Source organism: Klebsiella sp. RHBSTW-00484 (assembly GCF_013705725.1).
GTDB lineage: Bacteria > Pseudomonadota > Gammaproteobacteria > Enterobacterales > Enterobacteriaceae > Klebsiella.
In genome coordinates this window covers 6,205,049-6,226,644 of record NZ_CP055481.1, presented here as the reverse complement: position 1 = coordinate 6,226,644, position 21,596 = coordinate 6,205,049, and the positions used below count along the sequence as shown (strand labels likewise).

The window sequence follows — 21,596 nt, the reverse complement described above, 5'->3', positions numbered from 1 at the left end:
TTTCGAGGAAATTTCATGAGTCTTACCGAACTGACCGGTAACCCGCGGCACGATCAGCTGCTTATGCTGATTAGCGAGCGCGGTTATATGAATATTGACGAGCTGGCCAGCCTACTGGATGTTTCCACGCAGACCGTGCGCCGTGATATTCGTAAACTAAGCGAACAGGGATTGATTACGCGTCACCACGGCGGGGCGGGCAGAGCGTCGAGCGTGGTCAATACGGCGTTCGAACAGCGTGAAGTCTCCTGGACGGAAGAGAAAAAAGCCATCGCGGAAGCGGTGGCTGACTATATTCCGGATGGTTCAACGGTATTTATTACCATAGGCACCACCGTTGAGCAGGTGGCGCGGGCGTTGTTAAACCATAACCATTTGCGCATCATCACCAACAGCCTGCGGGTGGCGCATATTCTTTATAACAACCCACGCTTCGAGGTTATGGTGCCCGGCGGTACGCTGCGTCCGCACAATAGCGGAATCATCGGCCCTTCCGCGACGGCGTTTGTGGCTGACTTTCGGGCTGATTATCTGGTGACAAGCGTCGGGGCCATTGAAAGCGATGGCGCACTGCTGGAGTTTGATGTCAACGAAGCCAGCGTGGTGAAAACGATGATGGCGCACTCGAGGCAAATTCTTCTCGCCGCCGATCATACTAAATATCACGCTTCTGCTGCCGTGGAGATCGGTAACGTCGCGCAGGTGACGGCGCTGTTTACCGATGAGTACCCGTCAGGTGGGTTAAAATCGTGGCTGGATGAAAATCAGACAGAAATTATTCTTGCCCAGGAAGAGGGCTAGCTAGCTATTCCTCAGTTCCTGATGTGCTGGGGTCTTCAACCTTTACTCATGAATAGTAAAACCTCTCCTTTCCCGCTACAGTTAATTTTCCACGGTACAAAAGGAGAGGACCATGCTCTATATCTTTGATTTAGGTAATGTGATTGTCGATATTGACTTCAACCGTGTGCTCGGGACGTGGAGTGATTTAACGCGTATCCCGCTTGCGACGCTGAAGCAGCATTTCGCTATGGGCGAGGCGTTTCATCAGCATGAACGCGGTGAAATCAGCGATGAAGATTTTGCGGCGGCAATGTGCCATGAAATGAGCATGCCGCTTAGCTACGAACAGTTCGCCCATGGCTGGCAGGCCGTTTTTGTTGCCCTGCGCCCGGAAGTCACCACCATTATGCAAAAGCTGCGTGAGCAGGGGCATCGCGTGGTGGTCCTGTCGAATACTAACCGTCTGCATACCACCTTTTGGCCGGATGAATATCCAGAGATACGCGCCGTTGCTGACCATATTTATCTTTCGCAAGAGATGGGGATGCGCAAACCTGAGGCGCGGATCTATCAGAGCGTCCTCGAATCCGAAGGTTTTTCTGCTGAGGATACGGTCTTTTTTGATGATAACGCCGAAAATATCGCGGGCGCTGAGCGGTTAGGGATTACCAGTATTCAGGTGACCGGGAAGGAGACCATTCCCGACTACTTTGCGAAACAGCTATGCTAAAAAATCTTCATCAAAAAACAACGCGCCGTACGCGGCCGCTGGTTTCCTGGCTTAAGTTGCTCTGGCGGCGTATTGATGAAGATAACATGACGACGCTGGCTGGCAACCTTGCTTACGTGTCGTTACTCTCCCTTGTGCCGCTTATCGCCGTTGTTTTCGCGCTGTTCGCGGCATTTCCGATGTTTTCTGATGTCAGCATCCAGATTCGCCACTTTATCTTTGCGAATTTTATCCCGGCTACCGGAGATGTTATTCAGGGTTACATTGAGCAATTTGTCGCTAACTCCAGCCGGATGACCGCCGTGGGCGCTTTCGGCCTGATTGTGACATCGCTGCTGCTGATGTACTCCATTGATAGCGCGTTGAACACGATCTGGCGCAGTACCCGTACGCGGCCAAAGACCTACTCCTTCGCGGTCTACTGGATGATTCTGACCCTAGGGCCGCTTCTGGCGGGGGCAAGCCTGGCGATCAGCTCCTACCTGCTTTCGTTACGCTGGGCCAGCGACCTGAATAGCGTGATTGACGATGTGCTGCGCATTTTTCCGCTAATTTTATCCTGGGTGGCATTCTGGCTGCTTTATAGCATTGTGCCGACGGCCGAGGTGCGCAACCGCGACGCGGTGATTGGCTCGCTGGTAGCGGCGTTATTGTTTGAAGCGGGGAAGAAGGCTTTTGCGTTATATATCACCGCTTTCCCGTCGTATCAGCTGATTTACGGTGTGATCGCCGTGGTGCCCATTTTGTTCGTTTGGGTGTACTGGACGTGGTGTATCGTCTTGCTTGGTGCTGAAATTACTGTCACTCTCGGTGAATACCGCAAACTGAAAAAAGAAGAAACAGAACAATCATGATTGCATTAATTCAACGCGTATCCCGAGCTAGCGTTACCGTGGAGGATGAAGTGACGGGTGAAATCGGCCCGGGACTTTTGGTGCTGTTAGGCGTTGAGAGAGACGACGATGAGCAAAAGGCGAACCGCCTGTGCGAGCGCGTGCTGGGGTACCGTATTTTTAGCGATGCTGAAGGCAAAATGAACCTTAACGTCCAGCAGGCTGGCGGCAGCGTGCTGGTGGTCTCACAGTTTACGCTGGCGGCGGATACCGAGCGCGGGATGCGCCCAGGGTTTTCTAAAGGGGCCGCGCCGGACAGAGCAGAAGCGCTGTATGAGTATTTTGTCGAGCGCTGTCGCCAGCAGGAAATAAATACACAGACCGGAAGATTCGCTGCCGATATGCAGGTCTCTCTGGTGAATGATGGCCCCGTGACCTTTTGGTTGCAGGTATGAGCCAGCTTCCGGGCAGGCTGCGGGTAACAAAAGAGAGTACAGCTATGTATCACCTTCGTGTACCGCAAACAGAAGAAGAGTTAGAGAGCTACTATCAGTTTCGCTGGGAGATGCTGCGTAAGCCGCTGCATCAGCCGAAAGGGTCTGAACGAGACGCGTGGGATGCGATGGCGCACCACCAGATGGTTGTTGATGAAGAGGGTAATCTGGTTGCTGTCGGACGGCTGTATGTGAATGCGGAGAACGAAGCTTCAATTCGCTTTATGGCTGTTCATCCCTCGGTGCAGGATAAAGGTCTGGGTACCCTGATGGCGATGACGCTGGAGTCGGTTGCCCGTCAGGAGGGCGTTAAGCGCGTGACCTGTAGCGCTCGTGAAGACGCGATGGACTTCTTTGCCAAGCTTGGTTTTGTGAACCAGGGTGAAATCACCACGCCGACCACCACGCCGATTCGCCATTTTTTGATGATTAAGCCGATAGCCTCGCTGGACGATATTTTGCATCGCGGCGACTGGTGCGCTCAGTTGCAACAGGCCTGGTACCAGCATATTCCGCTCAGCGAGAAAATGGGCGTGCGCATTCAGCAGTACACCGGGCAAAAATTTATCACCACCATGCCGGAGGCTGGTAACCAGAATCCGCACCATACGCTGTTTGCTGGTAGCCTGTTTTCACAGGCAACGTTAACCGGCTGGGGGCTTATCTGGCTGATGCTGCGCGAGCGGCATCTCGGCGGGACGATTATTCTTGCCGATGCCCATATCCGTTACAGCCAGCCAATTAGCGGACGCCCGAGCGCAGTTGCCGACCTTGGCTCGTTAAGCGGCGATCTTGACCGCCTGGCGCGGGGGCGTAAAGCACGTGTTCAACTACAGGTTGAACTGTTTGGCGATGATCAACTGGGCGCTGTCTTTGAAGGTATCTATATTGTCCTGCCCGCGAAGCCTTTTGGTTCGTATGAAGAAGGCGGTAACGAGGAAGAGTAGATTTCCCCCATGCTTATCTATTGGCCTGGTGATTTGACTCGCCAGGCGATATCCCCCATGGCGTTTCGCGCCGCTGGGCTTACACCACCTAACTGAAAGAAACCGTGAATCACCCCAAGATAGCGCTGGCAGGTACAGTCAACGCCCTGTTCAACCATGCGCTGATATAGCGTTTCGCCTTCATCACGCAAAGGGTCATATTCCGCCGTCAGAATATGCACCGGCGGCAGGCCGCTAAAGTCTTTACGCCAGAGCGGGCTGGCTTCCGGATGGTGGAGTTCCGTCGATAAAAGGTACATTTCGTAGCCGCTGAGCAGCGTATCTTCGGTGATGATGTAATCTTTACCGTTATCGAGATAGCTCTTCATGCTGGCGGTGGCATCCAGCATCGGGTAAATCAAAATGAGCTGTGCGGGTTTCCAGGCCTGTGCTGTCTTCAGGCGCAGAGCGGTCACTAATGCCAAATGTCCCCCGGCGCTGTCGCCAGCAAGCGTAATACGCGAAGCGTCAATGCCCAACGTCTCTGCATGACGATATATTATCAGCGCTCCCTTTTCCGCATCGTCATGTGCGGCAGGGAAAGTATGTTCTGGTGCCAGTCGGTATTGCATGGCGATAACCCGACAGCCGCTGCGATAAGCCAGCTGGCGAAGCTGATTGTCGTGAGTAGCGAAGCCACCGCTGATAAAGCAGCCGCCGTGAAAATAGATAACGGCTGGCAGTGCGCCAGTAGCATTCAGGGGTGAAACGACGCGAAAAATCATGCCTTCGAGCTCGATATCTTCTACCTGTACGCGCTCTTCTTGTTCCCCGGCTAGCACGGTGCTGGCGACGTAACCGTTTCTCCGGTCATCAATATTCTGTTCGCGCGAAGAGGGGCGACCAGCAGCGATAAATTCCCGAACCAGCTCTGCAATACCTTTTTCAAGCGCCATTTTCATTCCCTTTAACTGTTTGGATATACAGCGTTATAGCCTGGTTTTTAACAAAATAAAATGAGGGATTTGGGTTGCAGAAGGATTATGGAAAGCGGCTCGCAAAAGTGAAAATCGTTTCAGACGACACTTTTCCCCGGTCTACCATAGGTATATGTTGTTTGAAAATTAGTCGCCCAGGATACAGCTGAGGCATATGTGAACATGATCGCAGGGATGGATATGGGCGGAATACTACTCGACTTATCAGATGACGTTATCAAACGTCTTGAAGACCTCAAGCAGCAGCGCAATCTTCCGCGAGCGGAACTGTTGCGCGAAGCGGTTGAACAGTACCTGGAGAGGCAAGCTGAAGCCGTTATTTCCAATGCGCTGGGGCTTTGGCAAAGCCGCGAGGAAGATGGTGTTGAATATGAAAAGAAACTGCGCGAGGAGTGGTATGAACGGGTCACGCGCAACACTAAAGATTTTGCCAGGATTCCAGGCGTGATTACGCCATATCAGTTGTAAATCGGGCAGCAAATGCCACCCGACATAACGCCAGCTTTACTCCCCTTCACCCGGGAACAGGAACGGGTTGATGGAACTGCGGGCGAAGCCCTCTTGTTCCATGCGCGCGTCCAGCACCAGTGAGGCGAGGTCGTCGGCCACGGCTTCCACTTTCGGATCTTTTTCCTGATACAAAATCTTCAGGTAGGTGCCGCAGTCGCCACAGCTCTCGGCTTTAATGGCCGACTGCTCGTTATCCAGCGACCAGTAATGCAGATCGCGTGTCTGTTCGCAGTTGCTGCACTTCACGCGCACGACGTGCCACTCGGTTTCGCACAGATTGCAGTGCAGGTAGCGCAGACCTTGGGTGGTACCAATTTGCACCATGCTGGAGACCGGCATTGAACCGCACACCGGGCAGAACTGGCGCTGTTCGCCGTATTCCGCGCGGGCTTTACCGGGGATCAGGCTGGCCATTTGCGCCCAGTAGAGAGATAGCGCAGCCCAGATAAACGGGGCTTTATCGCTGCTGACTGATGCGAAATCAGAGGCAAACAGCGCGCTTGCCATCAGTTCCAGCTCCTGCTCTGATGATTTTTCCAGATTCTCGATAACTGCCAGCGCCGGGCCGCTCATCTCAGGCTTCAGCTCGGCAATCAGCGAATGCAGCAGCTTGTGCCAGTGCTTATCGCGCGGCAGCACGTGAATATCCAGCGGCGGTTTGCCCTGGTCGTTTGCTTCTTTAATGCGCGCGGTGAGATCCATCTGTAACGGATGGTCGTACAGCACCACTTCCTGCGCGTGGGCGATCAGCGCGGCAAAGCGCAGGTAGTCGCCCAGCGGGTTATTTTCAGCCAGCTCGCGCAGGCGTTCGGCGCGGCGGTTATACAGATTTTTGAGCCGGGGAAATAATAACGGTGGGATCATATCCGTCGAGCGTTTCTCGCTCTTTTCCAGCTCATCTTGCGGGATGATACGAATGCTCATTTAGTCACTTCCTGGTTTCAGCAGATTCGGCTATGGTCGCGTCCGCTCTGTGATTTGGCGGGCATCACGCGCCCGCTCTGGTGAATGTCATTAATGATAACCGCAATCGGCATACGGGATATACCTAAGACATCGCAATGTGTGCGTTACGATACCTGATATCTATACCCCAGACCATGCACCGTTCGGATTAGCTGAGGGTGATTAGCATCCTGCTCAATCACCTTGCGTAACCGGGAAATATGCTGATCAAGAGTGCGGCTGTTGGGCATGTAATCGTAGCCCCATGCAGCGTCAAACAGCATATCTCGAGTCACCACCTGATTTTTGTGGCGTTCCAGGCAGCTTAAAATTCGCACTTCGCGCAGAGAAAGTTCTAATCGTTGTTCGCCACGCCATGCGCACAGTTCGTTGGGAAAAACCGCTAAATCCCCAAAGGAAAAGCTGAGATTAGGCTGCGGGTCGTTATGGCTTAAGCAGCGGCGGGCGATCGTTTTGATTCGCGCCCGCAGTTCGTGAATGCCAAATGGTTTGCTGATGTAATCATCCGCGCCCAGTTCCAGCCCCACAACGCGGTCGATTTCCTCATCTTTAGCAGAGAGAAATACAATGGGGATATGTTCATTGTGGCGGCGAATTTCACGGCAAACGGTATAACCATCCATTTCGGGCATCATGATATCCAGCAGCACGAAGTCCGGCTTTTCGCGATGGTAGATAGCCAATGCTTCACGGCCATCAGGGGCTGCAAGCAGCGTGTAGCCTTCACGCGACAGCGCATCAACCAGCCCCTGGCGAATATTGGCGTCATCTTCTGCAATCAGTATCTTCATGTTTCATCCTTGAGGTAATGTTAGCGTAAAGCGCACACCGGGGTTTTCGGCGGTAACCTGAATCTTTCCTTGCAGGCGTTCGGCCAGCTGAGACGCGATAGTCAGCCCAATACCGGTACCTGAAACGCCTTCGGTAATCGATGATTTAACCCGATAAAACGGGTGAAATATCATCTTCATCTCTTTCTCCGTAATGCCCGGACCATAATCACGAACGGCGATCTCAACCTGTTCAGATGTGGTTTGCACCAGGATATCGACCCGTTTACCCTGCGCCGCGTATTTTTCGGCATTACTAATAAAGTTGCTGATAACTTGCGTGATCACGTCGCGATCGCTTTGCAATATGATCTCTTCAGGGCAGGAGAGATGAATCGCCATCCCCTTTGCCTGAAGTGCAGGCGTAAAGATGTGGACGATTTCGGCGATGAGGCGTGAAATATTCACCTTCTGCAGATGTAGTTTAGGCGCTCGTGTAAACGTCAGGATATTTTGGATAAGCCGGGATAGCCGTTGGCCCTCCTGAGTGATGACATCTATGTAGCGCAGCTCCTGCGTTTGATCGTCCTCCAGCCCTTCACGCAATAGCTCGGCATAGAGGGTGATATTGGTCAGCGGGGTTTTAAGTTCATGCGATACCTGGCTGACAAAATCTACCTGCTGGCGCGCCTGGCGAGCGGCGCGAGTGTATTCCCGCCACAGCGAATAGCCCAATAAAGCGACAGCCGTCAGCAGCAGCAGAATGAGCGCGCTACCCCATAACCAAATGTGATAAAGCGGGGTTTTAACGCCATAAACACTGATTTGCCACAGGGTAAGCGGGTAGTCCAGTGTGCGCGAGTCCAGCGGCGTCAGATGATTCAGAACTGCCTGTTTGTTTTGAAAAATCTGTCGCCCACTTTCACTTACCCGAACTATCTGCTGCTCTTCAGGGCTAACCTGAACGTTATTTGCAATATCCATCATCAGCTGCACATATGAGAGACGAAAGCCGATGACCGTATCGCCTTTTTGTCGCCAGTAAATCAATAACGGCTCCTGATTTTCACTGGTAATAAACCATCCCGCCTGCGGCGTTTCTTGCTCATTGTGAGCAATATGGCTGACAAGCTGGCTGGGGTCGTTAGCCAACGGCGTTAGCTGGCGCACCCACTCTTTATCTTCATTACTTAATGGCTGGCGTTCATCGGGGTAAAGCAGCTGGTTTTTACGCAGGGTAAACACGGCGGTAATGTCGCTATCGTGTTCTTTTAGCGTCTTGAGAGCGGTGAAATTCTGGGGATCGATAAAATCGCTGATAGCATGCAGACGCGAGGCTTTTTGTTGCAGGAGATTTTCGATACCCGCCGCCACGCTGGCGGTTTGTGTCCTGGCAAGGGTTTGCGTCTGGTACTGGCGCAGTAAGACTTCATGCTCCAGAGTACGAATGCCCAGGTAAGCCAGCAGGATAAAAAACATCAGCGTGACGATGAGATAAATCAGCTTGCTTCTGGGCATCCAGCACTCCTTGTGGATTAGTTCGCTTTCGAACTCTGATTCTTGGTTCTGTAGTTTTGTTCTTTCAATGACTTACGAGAAGATTCTTTGCTTTCCGTTTCCAGCTTTTGCAGCAACTGGCGGTTTTCTTCTGCACTTTCTTGCGCTTTCATTCTGGGCGCTGGCGCACTGAGCTGCAGGGAACCCATAAGACTTGTGCTTTCACGCAGGGCCGCCTTTGCTTCATCCATTTTGCCTTCGTCGATGAGCTTTAGGGCCTGCTCGTTTTGAATCGCTGACTTCTGAATCGCCGAATCGACGACCACATCTTCTATCACTGCTTTTTTCACTTCGCTGGCAGAAGCGGTGTAGCGTATGGCCATTTTTTCATCCCAGCTTTCTTTCTGGTGGGTCGCAAGGTTGTCATAGCTAACCTTCACATCGGCCAGCGGCTTGCTTTGTGCTGCGCTACCCTTTACCGGAAGCAGCTCCAGCATGACATATTTCTCCTGGTTGGCGTAAAGCTGGTTCAGCTTCACCATAACCGTATTCTCGTGAATATCGCCTTCGCGCCCCAGCAGGCGCAGCGGCTTAACGTTGCCAGCGACGTTAATTTCAACGACCACATCCTGGGCGACCACCGACATTACATCGCCAAATTCATGGGCAAATGCTTTCTCCAGATCGTTGGTATTTTGTACAAACACGTGGTTGCCATCGCTGTACTGTGCCATCGCCGCCATCAGGTCTTCATTGTAACCTTCGCCAATGCCCATCGTGGTGATAGCAATCCCTTTACGGGCGGCGATTTTGCCTAATTCAGCCAATTCGCTGGTTGATGATGGACCAATATTGGCCTGGCCATCGGAGAGCAAAATAATGCGGTTAACCTGGGTTTTATCCAGAAACTTACTGGTCTCTTTGATACCGCGACTCACGCCCGCAAACAGCGCAGTACCGCCGCGGGCGGTCAGTTTTTCGCGAATCTGGCTGATGAGCTTCTCTTTATTGCTGAGCTTAGCTGCGGGGACGATGACATCCACCACATCGTCGTAAATCACCACCGAGAGCGTGTCCTGGGGACTCAAGGTATTTACCGCCATCACTGCGGCTTCTGTGGCTTGTCTAATTCGCTCGCCGCCCATTGAGCCGGAACGGTCGATCACTAGCGCGAGGTTAATCGGGCTGCGTTTGGCGGCGTTAAGAGGAAACCCCGTCAGGGACACTTTGAGGTAGTTTTTATCCTGTGTATTTTCCATGACAACAGGGGAAGCCAGTTCAGCTTTGATGGCCACTTTCTGGACAGGTTGCTGGGCGTATACTCCCGCGTTTGCTGCCAGCAAACCGAGGGTCAGAGCGGCGAAAAGGTGCTTTAGATTCACGATACGTCTCCTTGTGAAAGAATCGAATCCATTCTTATGGAACCTGAACCTCGATTGGTCTGTTATCTGTATAAAGATGTCAAAAAGTTGTCAAAACTGAACAAGATCCGCTAAAAAAATGGCGTCGATAGACGACGCCATTTTATACCACCACAATCTCTTGCGCTTACGGTTGGCTTTTATCCTGCTTTTCGCGGACTTCACGATACCAGCGCGGGTGATGCTTCTTCGCCCACGTCTTCGTGACCCAGCCTTCCACCATCGCGGTAATGGTGCCTTTCACCCATAGAGCGGCGTAAATATGCACCATGATAACTACAATCAACGCTACGGCGGCAAACGAGTGCAGCATTAACGCAAAGCGGATCACCGGGATAGAGAACGCTGGCGCAAAGTACGGACGCCAGATGATGACACCGCTTACCAGCAGCAATACCAGGAAGATAATCGCCGCCCAGAACACGCATTTCTGGCCGAAGTTATAGCGCCCGGTATCCCCCACTTCCTCGTTGACGACGATCTTGCGAATATTCTTCGCCCAGAAAATATCGTCCCGATTGATCAGGTTATGGTGCCAGTAGCGGAAGAACATAATGATGAACGAAGCAAACATGATAACGCCGACAAACGGGTGCAGAATACGCGCCAGCTGCGGAGTACCCATGATTTGCATCAGCCAGTTGAAGGATGGGAAAAAGAACCCCAGCCCGCTCACCGCCGCCAGAATGAAACAGAAGGCGGTGACCCAGTGGTTGATTCGCTCCGGCGCCGTGTAGCGCACGATGGTGTCACGTCTTTTCATTTGCGCACCTCGTCTTTCTCTTCATCCAGATTATCCTCTTCCTCTTCCGCACGGTTCGGACCGACACCGACGTAGTGGAAGATGCTGGCGGCAAAGGTGGCCGCAAAACCAACGGCGGCCAGCGGTTTCCAGATACCTTTCCAGAACTTCACGGTGGCGCTGATTTCCGGGTTCTCCGGCAGGCCGTGGTACAGATTCGGCTTGTCGGCGTGATGCAGCACGTACATCACGTGCGTGCCGCCAACCCCGGCTGGATCGTACAGCCCTGCGTTGTCGTAACCACGGGTTTTCAGCTCCGCCACGCGCTCGCCTGCCAGTACCTTCATATCCTCTTTGGAGCCAAAGTGGATAGCGCCGGTCGGGCAGGTTTTCACGCAGGCCGGTTCCTGGCCTACGGTTACACGGTCGACGCACAGCGTACACTTGTAAACGCGGTTATCTTCCGGGTTCAGGCGCGGCACGTTGAACGGACAGCCAGCGATACAGTAGCCGCAGCCAATGCACTGCTCAGACTGGAAGTCGACGATACCGTTGGCGTACTGAATGATTGCCCCTTCCGCCGGACACGCCTTCAGGCAGCCCGGATCGGCGCAGTGCATACAGCCATCCTTGCGGATCAGCCATTCCAGTTTGTCGTTTTGCTCCACTTCCGAGAAGCGCATCACCGTCCAGGATTTGGCGGTCAGGTCGGCGGGGTTGTCGTATACCCCGACGTTGCTACCGATTTCGTCGCGGATATCGTTCCACTCGGAACAGGCCACCTGACAGGCTTTACAGCCGATGCAGGTGGTGACGTCGATAAGCTTCGCCACCTCTTCCTGATGATTCCGCGCCTGCGGCGCGGGAGTGAAACCGTTAGTGGCGGAACGACGAATAATATCTTGCGATTGATAAGCCATAAGTCGTCTCCGTTACACCTTTTCCACATTCACGAGGAAGGATTTAAATTCCGGTGTCTGTGAGTTCGCATCGCCGACGGACGGTGTCAGGGTATTAGCAATAAACCCTTTCTTCGCCACGCCTTCGTAGCCCCAGTGGATCGGAATACCGATGGTATCGATATCCTTACCGTCTGCTTTCAACGTGCGAATACGCTTGGTCACCACCGCTTTGGCTTTGATAAAACCGCGGTTAGAGGAGACCTTAACGGTATCGCCGTGAGCAATACCGAGCTTATTCGCCAGCTTTTCACCGATTTCTACAAACTGTTCCGGCTGCGCGATGGCGTTAAGCAGCGCGTGCTTGGTCCAGTAGTGGAAGTGCTCGGTCAGGCGGTAGGTGGTTCCGACGTACGGGAACTTATCTGCTGTACCTAACGCTTCCTTGTCACCTTTAAAGATACGGGCGGCAGGGTTGGAGATAACGTTCGGGTGCAGCGGGTTGGTACCAAGCGGCGTTTCAAACGGCTCGTAGTGTTCCGGGAACGGGCCTTCCGCCATCTTATCGAGGGCAAACAGACGTCCCATCCCTTCCGGCTGCATGATAAACGGCCCGACATCGCTGCCCGGCGCCGCGGCGCTGTAGTCCGGAATATCCATCCCACCCCACTTCGCGCCGTCCCATTTCAGGATCTGGCGTTTTGGATCCCACGGATTACCCTGTGGGTCAGCAGAAGCACGGTTGTAGAGGATACGACGGTTAAGCGGCCACGCCCATGCCCAGCCCAGCGTATTACCGAGGCCTGACGGGTCGGCGTTATCGCGTCGTGCCATCTGGTTGCCTTCCGGCGTCCAGCTACCGGCGAAAATCCAACAGCCGCTGGCGGTAGTGCCGTCATCACGTAGCTGTGCAAACGAACTGAGCTGCTGGCCTTTCTTGACGATAACCGCTCCAGTAGCCGGGTCGGTAATGTCCGCCAACGCCTTCCCGTTATTCTCCATTGCCACTTCTTCCGAAGCGGGTTCATGTGGTGTGGAGTAGTTCCAGGTCATGCTCAGCACCTGTTCCGGGTTAGCACCGCTTTGTTCGGCATACATCTTGCGCAGACGCAGGAAGATACCTGCCAGGATCTCGCCATCGGTTACGGCAATCCCTGGGGCATCCGCGCCCTTCCAGTGCCACTGCAGCCAGCGCCCGGAGTTAACGATTGAGCCGTTCTCTTCGGCAAAGCAGGTGGATGGCAGGCGGAACACTTCGGTCTGGATTTTCGACGGATCAACATCATTCGACTCACCGTGGTTTTGCCAGAAGGTGGAGGTCTCGGTATTGAGCGGATCGATGGTCACCAGGTACTTCAGTTTGGACAGTGAAGCAATCGTCTTGTTTTTGTTCGGGAATGAGGCGACGGGGTTGAAGCCCTGGCAGATGTAGCCATTGACTTTGCCCTCTTTCATCATCTCGAAGTACTGAAGAACGTCGTAGCCTTTGTCCCACTTAGGCAGCCAGTCAAAGCCCCAGCTGTTTTCCGCTGTTGCCTTATCGCCATAGAAGGACTTCATCAACGAGACGAAGAATTTCGGGTAGTTGCCCCAGTAGTTGACCTGATCCTTCAACAGCGGTTTTGGCGTGTTGGCGGTCAGATAAGTTTGCAGGTCAGCCTGTTTTTCGTTCGGCAGCGTCAGATAGCCTGGCAGGCTTTGCGACAGCAAGCCGAGGTCGGTCAGCCCCTGGATGTTGGAGTGACCGCGCAGGGCGTTCACGCCGCCACCCGCCATCCCCATATTACCGAGCAGTAGCTGGATCATCGCCATGGTGCGGATGTTCTGCGAACCAATGGAGTGCTGTGTCCAGCCAAGCGCGTAGAGGAATGATGCGGTTTTATCATGGGCGCTGGTTTCCGCGATGTACTCGCAGACTTTCAGGAAGTCGGCTTTCGGCGTCCCACAGATATTTTCGACAACATCCGGCGTATAGCGGGAAACGTGCTGCTTCAGCAGGTTCCAGACGCAGCGCGGGTGTTGCAGCGTGGTATCGCGTTTGGCAAAGCCGTTTTCATCCAGCTCATAGTTCCAGGATGTTTTATCGTACTTACGGGCTTCGGCGTCGTAGCCGCTGAACAGACCGTCTTCAAAGCTATAATCCTCACGCACGATCAGGCTGGCGTTGGTATAGGCTTCGGTATATTCACGGTTGATTTTTTCATTGTTCAACAGATACAGGATGACGCCTGACAAGAAGGTAATGTCAGTACCGGAACGAATAGGGGTATAGAAATCAGCCACCGACGCGGTACGCGTAAAGCGCGGATCGACAACAATCAGCTTGGCGCCGTTGTGAATTTTGGCTTCCATCGCCCAGCGGAATCCTACCGGGTGTGCTTCAGCGGCGTTACCGCCCATCACCACGATAAGGTTGGCGTTCTTGATGTCGACCCAGTGGTTGGTCATCGCACCGCGACCAAATGTTGGAGCAAGACTTGCTACCGTTGGTCCGTGTCAGACACGCGCCTGGTTGTCGACCGCGAGCATACCGAGCGCGCGAGAGAATTTCTGGGTTAAATAGCCGGTTTCATTACTTGAAGCGGAAGCGCACAGCATCCCGGTGGAAAGCCAGCGGTTTACGGTGACGCCTTCGGCGTTTTGTGCAATATAGTTGGCATCGCGGTCTTCTTTCATCAGCTTAGCGATGCGATCGAATGCCTCATCCCAGCTGATTTGCTGCCATTTATCTGAGCCTGGCGCGCGATATTCCGGGAATTTCAGGCGGCTTTCAGAGTGGATAAAGTCCACCAGACCGGCACCTTTCGGACAGAGCGCACCACGGTTGACTGGGTGGTCCGAGTCACCTTCGATATGGAAGATAGACGCTTTGGCGTTTTTTGCGCCGTCGCCGAGACTGTACATTAACAGCCCGCAACCGACGGAACAGTAAGTGCAGGTGTTACGGGTTTCGCGGGTACGCAGCAACTTGTACTGCCGTGTTTCCGCGAGCGCTAAACCGGGCGCAAAGCCCAGCGCAGCCGCCGTGGTTCCTGCCATACCGCCAGCGCAGATCTTAAAGAACTGCCTTCTGCTGACCTGCATGGTTCGCTCCTTGTTTCGACATTGTCACATATAGTTATTTGCTTTGCGGTAAGGGCCGCAAAGGTTCAGAATTAGGGTAATTTCCCTCGTTCCTGGAGGGATATAAACAGAATACCACATTGTGTGTATGCCTGTTCCAATACGGTTAAGACAAAGTGAATAAGAACCCTCTCGAACAAGTCAAAAATGTGACAGATGTCACAGGTTATCGTCAGGTGATGCTCTGGAAACGCGAAGATCTGCAACATCCTCATCCAGACGAGTTAGCTGAAGAAGTACCTGTTGCTCTGGTTTATAACGGCATCTCGCACGTCGTGATGATGGCGACGCCGAAGGATCTGCAGCAATTCGCCGTGGGATTTTCCTTATCCGAAGGGATTATAGAAAATCGACGTGAAATTTATGCGATGGATGTCGTACAGGCTTGCAATGGCCTGGAAGTACAAATTGAGCTGTCCAGCCGCCGTTTTATGGGATTGAAAGAGCGCCGTCGCGCGCTGGCCGGGCGCACTGGCTGTGGCGTATGCGGCGTTGAGCAGCTCAACGATATCGGTAAGCCGGTGCAGCCGCTGCCGTTTACCCAGACGTTCGACCTGGCGAATCTCGATCGCGCATTGGCGCATCTGAACGATTTCCAGCCGATAGGTCGCCTGACCGGCTGTACGCATGCCGCGGCCTGGGTTCGTCCTTCCGGCGATCTCTTGGGCGGCTATGAAGACGTGGGTCGTCACGTGGCGCTGGATAAACTCCTCGGACGCCGCGCGGAACTGGGGGATGCCTGGCACAATGGCGCCGCGTTAGTCTCCAGTCGCGCCAGTTATGAAATGGTGCAGAAGGCGGCTATGTGCGGAGTGGAAATCCTGTTTGCGGTTTCTGCCGCTACGATGCTGGCAGTAGAAGTTGCCGAGCGCTGCAACCTGACGCTGGTGGGATTCTGCAAGCCGGGCAGGGCGACTATCTATACTCATCCGCAGCGGCTGAGCGCAAAATAAATATCTCCGTAATCCTGCAATAGGATTACGGACTATTAAGTCACGTATTCTTGTCAAAAATAGCAGAATATTATTAAAGCAATTAATGTTAGTTGTTTAGCTATATTTTATTTTTATACCCTAAATAATTCAAATTGCATGAAGGCGGTGACGCAGCGAATCCCCTGGAGCTTATGGAGGTCAAGTGACTGGGGTGAGCGACAAATCTGTCCGGAACAGATTTGAACGCAGTGTAACGGCGGCCCGCAAGGCTCATGGATGAGCCGATTAATAAAACCAACGCACATGCTACTTGAAGTATGACGGGTATTTAATGGCAAGTGGTTGTTCGTGGTTAATAGGGTGCCTTGCAGTTAACGGTAAATAGTGATTATATGATGCCGCGTATTATATCAACGTTACTGGGTAATCATAATGTCTATGGTATTACATCTACTTTAATATCACGACAAATAATACGAGTGGAATAAATACGACAAGGCTATTTATTCAATGGCACGATGGATTGTGGGTGTTGACGATATGAGATTGATGCAACCAACGGATGATTCTTTTTCCACAGAAGTAAATTTAAAGGGTTTAATTGAAGTATTAAGTAAGCACCTTTATTCCACGCCAATTGTGGCGATACGCGAGCTGGTTCAAAATGGGCATGATGCTATTGTTCGTCTACGCATTGAGGAACCGAATGCACCGCGTGACAACCATATTCGTATTGTTGCCGATGCCGCGAAATCGACAATTACCATTTCGGATACCGGAGCCGGGTTAACTGAAAGTGAAATTCACGGTTTTTTAGCCACGGTCGGCGTGGGCTATACCCGAATGTTACGTCAGCAGGATGATAATACAGGGCTGATAGGAATGTTTGGCCTCGGTTTTCTCTCCGCATTTGTTCTGGCTAAAGACGTTACGGTGCTCACAACATCATGGCAAACGCCGGAACAGGGCTGGAAATACCATTCAACCGATGGTCAGCGTTATTCGGTTACCCCGTGCACAGCCACCGCTCGAGGGACGCAGGTCATACTGACTCTGAAAGAAGACTATAGCCATCTTGCCAGCAATACCCTGTTGAAACGGGTGCTTTCGCGTTATTGCATACTACTGCATGAGCCTGTTTTTGTCGGTGATGCGCAGGAGCCGGTCAATAAACTCCTGCCGCCATGGCGTGAATCCACTCCTGAGGGCGTATCGATGCACACGGCTTTAGTGCAGCGTAAGAACCTTGCCTTTGCCGCGCAGTTTGAATCTTCTGAACCTATTTGTACAATCCCGATAGTACCCTCCGGGTCGAGCGATGCTGTCGGGATTTTGTGGATCCAGGATGGCAGTACCTATGGCACTAGCGATAACCGTAATCTGTCGCTGTTTTTACGCGGAATGCTGCTGGACGATGACGCGCGGGATCTGCTGCCGCCGTGGGCGGGGTTTGTCGGCGGGATAATTGAATCATCAAAGCTGACGCCAACGGCGAGTCGTGAAGATCTGCAGCGTGATGAAACCTGGTATGCCGTCCAGGAGGCTTTATCGGAATCACTTATTTCCGGATTATCCGATTTAGCACAATACCAGCCGGAAATGTGGCGGCGGGTGCTGCTACGGCACAATGAAGCATTACTTGGCGCGGCGCTGTGTGACGAGCGCTTATTTGATTTACTGAAAGATAAATTACAGGTGCCCACATCCAAGGGCCCGCTGCGAGCTAAAGATTTACGAATTAATAACAGTATCAATATATTATTAAGCCAGGATGGCGGTTTTGAGGAGATGCTGTTCCATATTTTACAGCGGCCCGTTGCCAGAGGCGATCGCTATGCCGTTCTCCCTTTTTTACGTAGATGGGCGCAGCGTTATCATTGTCGGGTTATCGAAGTGGGGACGCGAACGGGTAATGAACAGCTCTTTACGCTTGCAGATCTTCCCGATGAGATAGTGACTTATCTGGAAAAAGAGCTATGCGATGGTGAACAGCTGATTGTTTCCCGCTTCGAACCAGCCGTTTTGCCGCTGATCGTGACTGCCGACAGGGAGGCGGAATTAAAACAAATTCTTGAGCAGGATGATGCCGATAAGAGAATCAGTACTGCGGCATTAATGCTGGCACGTCAGTTTACCTCGCAAATTAAACAAATCAAAACCTCAACGCTCTATCTGAATTTAAATAATCCCTATGTTATTCAGTTAGTTGCCGCATTGCAGAAGCAGCAACAACCGGTAGCGGCATTACGCTTATTAAAATCTTTAAAAGTTATTTTATGCGCCGGCGGTAATTCGAACCAGCAACTTGATTTATATCAAGCGCTGGAAGATTTTACTCAGGTTATTCCATCATTAATTAATCAAGGAAAGTAAAAGTGGATACATGGGAATGGTAAAACAATTATAGTCAGGAATTACGTGACGTCGGGCAGGGATATATTCCACAACTGATTGATGATTTTTCTGACTGCGTACTACATTTACAAATGGAAAAAGCGGATGCATTGTTGCCGGAGATGAAAGCGCTCAACCAGGTAGCAAAAAATCCATGGCTGGAGATTTTCATCGGTCACTGGGAGCTACGGCATCGCCTGACCAACTACAGTGAAGGCGAAAAAGTTCTACCGGACGTCGTTGCACTGTTTGAAAAAGCGCATCGTGAAGAAGCCGCTGATTGCCCGCAGTCGGTCTGCGTAACGCAGGATTTATCCGCCTGTTATGAAAACATCGATGCTCCCGGGTGGGCGGCGGAACGTATGGCGGTATGCGAAGAAACTATGTCCCGTATCGACCCCACATGGAACTGCTTTCAGTGTTTATCGACGGAATATGCCAGCGCGCTCATGGATACTAATAAGCATGAGCAGGCGCTGGTCTATCTGGATAAGCAGATTGCCGCCGTTCGCGACGCGGGTGAGGACAATATTGAACCTTTGTTAGCGACGCGCGTAAATATATTAATTGCGTTACAACGTTATGACGAAGCCGCAAAATTAGTTGAAGAGCTCGCCGAGGAAAATGATTACTGGGGGCGCGATCGCATCAGCTATCTTTTAAAGAAACTGTATATTCTGGCGCAAATGGGAAAAGATGATGAAGTCTGGGAGCAGCTTCCCGCTTTGTCGGATATTACTCCCTACGGTTGGGATCAGTGGATTCAAATTATTGGCGTGTTACTTCCGCGTTCTCCTGAACGCAATACCTGGCGTCTGGCAAGAATTATTCAGCAAATGCTGGAACAGCGCTCACAGGTTGGCGCCCATCGGAAAGTCGTCAATCTCGCTAAACTACAAATCCAACTGGCGCTGGAGCGTGAATCCATCTGGGTTGCAAAGCTGGCGTTTAATCTGGCGCAGCAGCATATTCCCAAGCTTCGCGCTTTGCATGGCATTGATATCGAATACCTTGAACTTAGCGAAAAAATCACAGCAAAAGAAGCCGAATTGCTGACTCGCCCCTCTGATATCGTGGTGGGAAATAGCGATGAAAATAGTGACCCTGATCCGGAAAAAGATGTCGAAATATATCGCCGTACCTACCTGCATGACCAGGATAATGCTGAGTTACTAAGTAAACTGGCTGATGCATTAAGTGCCTGTAATGCGCAGGATGAGGCGATTAAATTTCTGCGTCAGTATGTAGAAAGACATTTGCTTGATGAAAATTCTCTCTGTTTCCAGCTTCTGGACTTACTGGTAGCAAGAGGAGACGTTAACGCTATTGAACAGTTGGCCTGTCAGTATGAAGACGCGGGCGTGGAACATATGGCCCTATGGTTCCGCTCCCGGGTGCTTGACCAGCAGGGCGACTGGGTCTCGCTTGAAGCGATGGGTCAGAAGTTGATTCAGCATGAGATTGGCCGGGAGTGGCCTGGAGTGTATCGCTTGAGCGCCTGGGCTGCGCAGAAACAGCTGGCCTTTGACAGGCAACTGGAATATTTGCAGCAACTTCTGGAGCTACAGACACGCCGCGAAATCGATATTCGGAACACTCAGTGGGACATTATGTCCGTCGCCAGCATATTGCAGAAGTGGGAGATTGTCCGCCAGATAGCCACTGAATTAGATATGGATCTCTCTGAAGGTGAGGGTTTTATTGACGAAAACTGGGGTATTATCCGCCTGCATTTCCGTGAAGATTATGAAAGCCGTTATTATTATGCAAGGCGCATTGGCCCGGTTACCGCCAGAGTCATCGAACCTGCTTATCGCACTGAATATCCTCAACATGCCGACGAGGTGGTGGTATTTGACGCTGAACTTCTCAATACCCCGCCGGAAGATGAAGAAGAGCGGAAAAATTTCACGCCGCTTTATAATGTGCTGCACACGATTGTCCCTTCAACCTACGGAGAATCCTGGTTTTGCGATGGCGTCAGGCCTGAAGAAGCGCAATATACCGCTTTCCGCGAAGCACTAAGCGAATTGCAATGGTTTTACTGGTGTAACAGCCCAGAAGACTATCAACTGACGGATAGCCATCAGGGGGAGAATGCAGAGCTTCTACCGGGATTCTACTTTGTCATCAGTGCGCCACGGTCGGTGACGAAAGCCGATATTGATAAAACCCTTCACCGTTTGACCGAAGACTGGGAGCATCCGCTAAGCTGGTGGGCTTTGGCGCAGGCCGCTGGCGCCAATGAGGACAGGCATCGCGCTATTGCGGAGCGCTATGGTTTGTAGCAGTAAATTATACCTACCTGAGCGGCCGGACTTGTTGTCTGGTCGTCCAGGTAAGGCGCATGGACCATCAGAATTTTAGTTCAAATAATTTGAATTATTAAAGCAAATCCTTCCGCTTTTTGTTTGCTGATGTGAGGGCTATTATTTATCACATCAAGGCACAGCGCCTTATTCAAACAACTAACGTAAAGGGTTTATATCATGAAAAGCATCAAAACTTTTGTTTCAGTTATCGCTCTGGCCGCTTCTTTTGGTTCTTTTGCCGCTGAAACCGTCACTGCTACCGCTATGACTATCGATGGCGCGGAAGCGCAAATCGCCGCTCAGGCCCAGGCTGCTGGCGCATCATCTTACAAAATTACCGAAGCGTTTACCGGTAACCGTGTGCATATGACAGCGGAACTGAACAAATAAGCTTAAAGCTACTGTCGAAAGAGCGCCTCAGGGCGCTTTTTTTGTGCCTGAAGCCGGGCAAGGCGTTAGCCGCCGCCCGGCGGCAGAAATGCGGATAAAATAGCTAAAACAGCTTTGTGTTCTTACTAAAGTTAATCGAAGTAATAGCGAATTCCGAGGCGGAATCGCACTTGATTGTCATGATTCTGGTCTTGATCCAGCCAGGCGACTTCCGCATAAGGAAGCCAGTGCTTATCAACACGGTAGCGTGCCACGATGCTCGGTTCCCAGTGGGTTTTCTGCCCGTTAGAAGCATTGAAGTCGTTGGTGTTAACGAAAAATTCCGGGTTGAGCTGGAGCCACAGTTTCTCTGTCGCCTGGTAATTAAGGAACAGGTCGAACTGATGGCTGTCGTTATAATCCATCTCGCCATTATAATCGCGCTCTTTATGGGTCATATGGTTATAGCGATAGCGGCTGCTAAAACTTAATGTTTTACTGATTTTATAATCGAGGCTGATATAAGGAGCCAGCTTCGTCCCATTGCTATCAATATCGGTTAATCCCCCCGGCGTCAGCGTCCATTTTTCATTAAGCGGAATGGGATACCAGCCTTCAAACTCCTGAAAAGAGCTTTTCATTTGATTAAAGTCTTGCCCGAGATCGTACATAGCAGAAGCCAGTACTCCAGCACCGTTATCAAATATATGGCCCAGACCTATTTTATACTGATTTTTCTCAGCGGCCGTAGTGTGTGCGTAGCGGTTATCAACCCAGGTAGTCGCGGCAAATACATTTAGCGTAAAGCAGGTCAGCGGTATGCCTATCAACAGCGTGCGTAATGTTTTCATTTTTATTCCTGTAGGATTTATTGAGTGCCATTATTTTGCAAAT

At 51.8% G+C, this 21,596-nt stretch carries 18 protein-coding genes and 1 pseudogene; 10 read left to right on the top strand and 9 right to left on the bottom strand.

What is annotated here, in order from left to right; translation table 11 throughout:
• Positions 1–15 precede the first annotated feature (15 nt).
• The 5 genes from HV213_RS29270 to fabY all read left to right on the top strand — a co-directional run bounded on the left by HV213_RS29270 (position 16) and on the right by fabY (position 3,787).
• The gene (locus HV213_RS29270; RefSeq protein ID WP_110276085.1) at positions 16–801 is read left to right on the top strand and encodes a DeoR/GlpR family DNA-binding transcription regulator; all 786 of its coding nucleotides are present in this window, start codon (positions 16–18) and stop codon (positions 799–801) included.
• Positions 802–913: 112 nt separating this feature from the next.
• Positions 914–1,513 (top strand): glucose-1-phosphatase, encoded by a 600-nt coding sequence (yihX, locus tag HV213_RS29265; RefSeq protein WP_181484273.1) that lies wholly within the window; start codon positions 914–916, stop codon positions 1,511–1,513.
• Positions 1,507–2,367, top strand: coding sequence for a virulence factor BrkB family protein (locus tag HV213_RS29260; protein ID WP_181484272.1), 861 nt, complete (start codon positions 1,507–1,509; stop codon positions 2,365–2,367). The genes yihX and HV213_RS29260 overlap by 7 nt, the downstream gene beginning before the upstream one ends.
• On the top strand, positions 2,364–2,801 hold the full coding sequence (gene dtd / locus HV213_RS29255) for a D-aminoacyl-tRNA deacylase (RefSeq protein WP_181484271.1): 438 nt from the start codon (positions 2,364–2,366) through the stop codon (positions 2,799–2,801). Before HV213_RS29260 ends, dtd begins: the two co-directional genes overlap by 4 nt.
• 44 nt (positions 2,802–2,845) lie before the next feature.
• Positions 2,846–3,787 carry a fatty acid biosynthesis protein FabY gene (fabY, locus tag HV213_RS29250; protein ID WP_181484270.1) on the top strand — a complete coding sequence of 314 codons (942 nt, stop codon included), beginning with the start codon at positions 2,846–2,848 and terminating at the stop codon, positions 3,785–3,787.
• Between the two features lie 17 nt (positions 3,788–3,804).
• Here the strand turns inward: fabY and HV213_RS29245 are convergent, their stop codons facing one another.
• A complete protein-coding gene (locus HV213_RS29245) occupies positions 3,805–4,722 on the bottom strand; it encodes an alpha/beta hydrolase (protein WP_181484269.1) in 918 nt (305 codons plus the stop codon).
• Between the two features lie 204 nt (positions 4,723–4,926).
• On the opposite strand from HV213_RS29245, the pseudogene HV213_RS29240 reads away from it, so the two are divergent.
• Positions 4,927–5,160 (top strand): annotated as a pseudogene (locus HV213_RS29240) (CopG family transcriptional regulator); the annotation flags it as partial.
• A 108-nt stretch (positions 5,161–5,268) separates the two neighbouring features.
• Here the strand turns inward: HV213_RS29240 and fdhE are convergent.
• The 7 genes from fdhE to fdnG form a co-directional block, all read right to left on the bottom strand.
• The gene (gene fdhE / locus HV213_RS29235) at positions 5,269–6,198 is read right to left on the bottom strand and encodes a formate dehydrogenase accessory protein FdhE (RefSeq protein ID WP_181484268.1); all 930 of its coding nucleotides are present in this window, start codon (positions 6,196–6,198) and stop codon (positions 5,269–5,271) included.
• Between the two features lie 146 nt (positions 6,199–6,344).
• Entirely contained in the window at positions 6,345–7,031 is a 687-nt protein-coding gene (locus HV213_RS29230; protein WP_181484267.1) for a response regulator transcription factor, read from the bottom strand.
• 3 nt (positions 7,032–7,034) lie between these two features.
• Positions 7,035–8,528 carry a sensor histidine kinase gene (locus HV213_RS29225; protein ID WP_181484266.1) on the bottom strand — a complete coding sequence of 498 codons (1,494 nt, stop codon included), beginning with the start codon at positions 8,526–8,528 and terminating at the stop codon, positions 7,035–7,037.
• A gap of 17 nt (positions 8,529–8,545) precedes the next feature.
• Positions 8,546–9,889, bottom strand: coding sequence for a vWA domain-containing protein (locus HV213_RS29220; RefSeq protein ID WP_181484265.1), 1,344 nt, complete (start codon positions 9,887–9,889; stop codon positions 8,546–8,548).
• Between the two features lie 166 nt (positions 9,890–10,055).
• Positions 10,056–10,691, bottom strand: a complete 636-nt coding sequence (gene fdoI / locus HV213_RS29215; RefSeq protein WP_110276095.1) for a formate dehydrogenase cytochrome b556 subunit — start codon at positions 10,689–10,691, stop codon at positions 10,056–10,058.
• Entirely contained in the window at positions 10,688–11,590 is a 903-nt protein-coding gene (fdxH, locus tag HV213_RS29210; RefSeq protein WP_181484264.1) for a formate dehydrogenase subunit beta, read from the bottom strand. Before fdxH ends, fdoI begins: the two co-directional genes overlap by 4 nt.
• A gap of 12 nt (positions 11,591–11,602) precedes the next feature.
• On the bottom strand, positions 11,603–14,653 hold the full coding sequence (fdnG, locus tag HV213_RS29205) for a formate dehydrogenase-N subunit alpha (protein ID WP_181484263.1): 3,051 nt from the start codon (positions 14,651–14,653) through the stop codon (positions 11,603–11,605).
• A 155-nt stretch (positions 14,654–14,808) separates the two neighbouring features.
• Between fdnG and fdhD the strand changes: the two genes are divergently transcribed.
• From fdhD to HV213_RS29185, 4 genes are all read left to right on the top strand, one after another.
• A complete protein-coding gene (gene fdhD, locus HV213_RS29200) occupies positions 14,809–15,645 on the top strand; it encodes a formate dehydrogenase accessory sulfurtransferase FdhD (protein ID WP_181484262.1) in 837 nt (278 codons plus the stop codon).
• 531 nt (positions 15,646–16,176) lie between these two features.
• A complete protein-coding gene (locus HV213_RS29195; RefSeq protein WP_181486524.1) occupies positions 16,177–18,000 on the top strand; it encodes an ATP-binding protein in 1,824 nt (607 codons plus the stop codon).
• Positions 18,001–18,113: 113 nt separating this feature from the next.
• Complete coding sequence (locus HV213_RS29190; protein WP_228288584.1) at positions 18,114–20,309, top strand: tetratricopeptide repeat protein; 2,196 nt, start codon at positions 18,114–18,116, stop codon at positions 20,307–20,309.
• Positions 20,310–20,510: 201 nt separating this feature from the next.
• On the top strand, positions 20,511–20,723 hold the full coding sequence (locus HV213_RS29185; protein WP_181484261.1) for a YdgH/BhsA/McbA-like domain containing protein: 213 nt from the start codon (positions 20,511–20,513) through the stop codon (positions 20,721–20,723).
• A gap of 131 nt (positions 20,724–20,854) precedes the next feature.
• On the opposite strand, the gene HV213_RS29180 is transcribed toward HV213_RS29185, so the two are convergent.
• A complete protein-coding gene (locus HV213_RS29180; RefSeq protein ID WP_181484260.1) occupies positions 20,855–21,553 on the bottom strand; it encodes an oligogalacturonate-specific porin KdgM family protein in 699 nt (232 codons plus the stop codon).
• Between the last annotated feature and the right edge of the window lie 43 nt (positions 21,554–21,596).

What these genes read in the sequence shown, in the direction of transcription:
- HV213_RS29270 (WP_110276085.1), top strand. Translation starts at nt 16, where the DNA reads ATGAGTCTTACCGAACTGACCGGTAACCCGCGGCACGATCAGCTGCTT.
- yihX (WP_181484273.1), top strand. Translation starts at nt 914, where the DNA reads ATGCTCTATATCTTTGATTTAGGTAATGTGATTGTCGATATTGACTTC.
- HV213_RS29260 (WP_181484272.1), top strand. Translation starts at nt 1,507, where the DNA reads ATGCTAAAAAATCTTCATCAAAAAACAACGCGCCGTACGCGGCCGCTG.
- dtd (WP_181484271.1), top strand. Translation starts at nt 2,364, where the DNA reads ATGATTGCATTAATTCAACGCGTATCCCGAGCTAGCGTTACCGTGGAG.
- fabY (WP_181484270.1), top strand. Translation starts at nt 2,846, where the DNA reads ATGTATCACCTTCGTGTACCGCAAACAGAAGAAGAGTTAGAGAGCTAC.
- HV213_RS29245 (WP_181484269.1), bottom strand. Translation starts at nt 4,722, where the DNA reads ATGGCGCTTGAAAAAGGTATTGCAGAGCTGGTTCGGGAATTTATCGCT.
- fdhE (WP_181484268.1), bottom strand. Translation starts at nt 6,198, where the DNA reads ATGAGCATTCGTATCATCCCGCAAGATGAGCTGGAAAAGAGCGAGAAA.
- HV213_RS29230 (WP_181484267.1), bottom strand. Translation starts at nt 7,031, where the DNA reads ATGAAGATACTGATTGCAGAAGATGACGCCAATATTCGCCAGGGGCTG.
- HV213_RS29225 (WP_181484266.1), bottom strand. Translation starts at nt 8,528, where the DNA reads ATGCCCAGAAGCAAGCTGATTTATCTCATCGTCACGCTGATGTTTTTT.
- fdoI (WP_110276095.1), bottom strand. Translation starts at nt 10,691, where the DNA reads ATGAAAAGACGTGACACCATCGTGCGCTACACGGCGCCGGAGCGAATC.
- fdxH (WP_181484264.1), bottom strand. Translation starts at nt 11,590, where the DNA reads ATGGCTTATCAATCGCAAGATATTATTCGTCGTTCCGCCACTAACGGT.
- HV213_RS29195 (WP_181486524.1), top strand. Translation starts at nt 16,177, where the DNA reads ATGCAACCAACGGATGATTCTTTTTCCACAGAAGTAAATTTAAAGGGT.
- HV213_RS29190 (WP_228288584.1), top strand. Translation starts at nt 18,114, where the DNA reads ATGGAAAAAGCGGATGCATTGTTGCCGGAGATGAAAGCGCTCAACCAG.
- HV213_RS29185 (WP_181484261.1), top strand. Translation starts at nt 20,511, where the DNA reads ATGAAAAGCATCAAAACTTTTGTTTCAGTTATCGCTCTGGCCGCTTCT.
- HV213_RS29180 (WP_181484260.1), bottom strand. Translation starts at nt 21,553, where the DNA reads ATGAAAACATTACGCACGCTGTTGATAGGCATACCGCTGACCTGCTTT.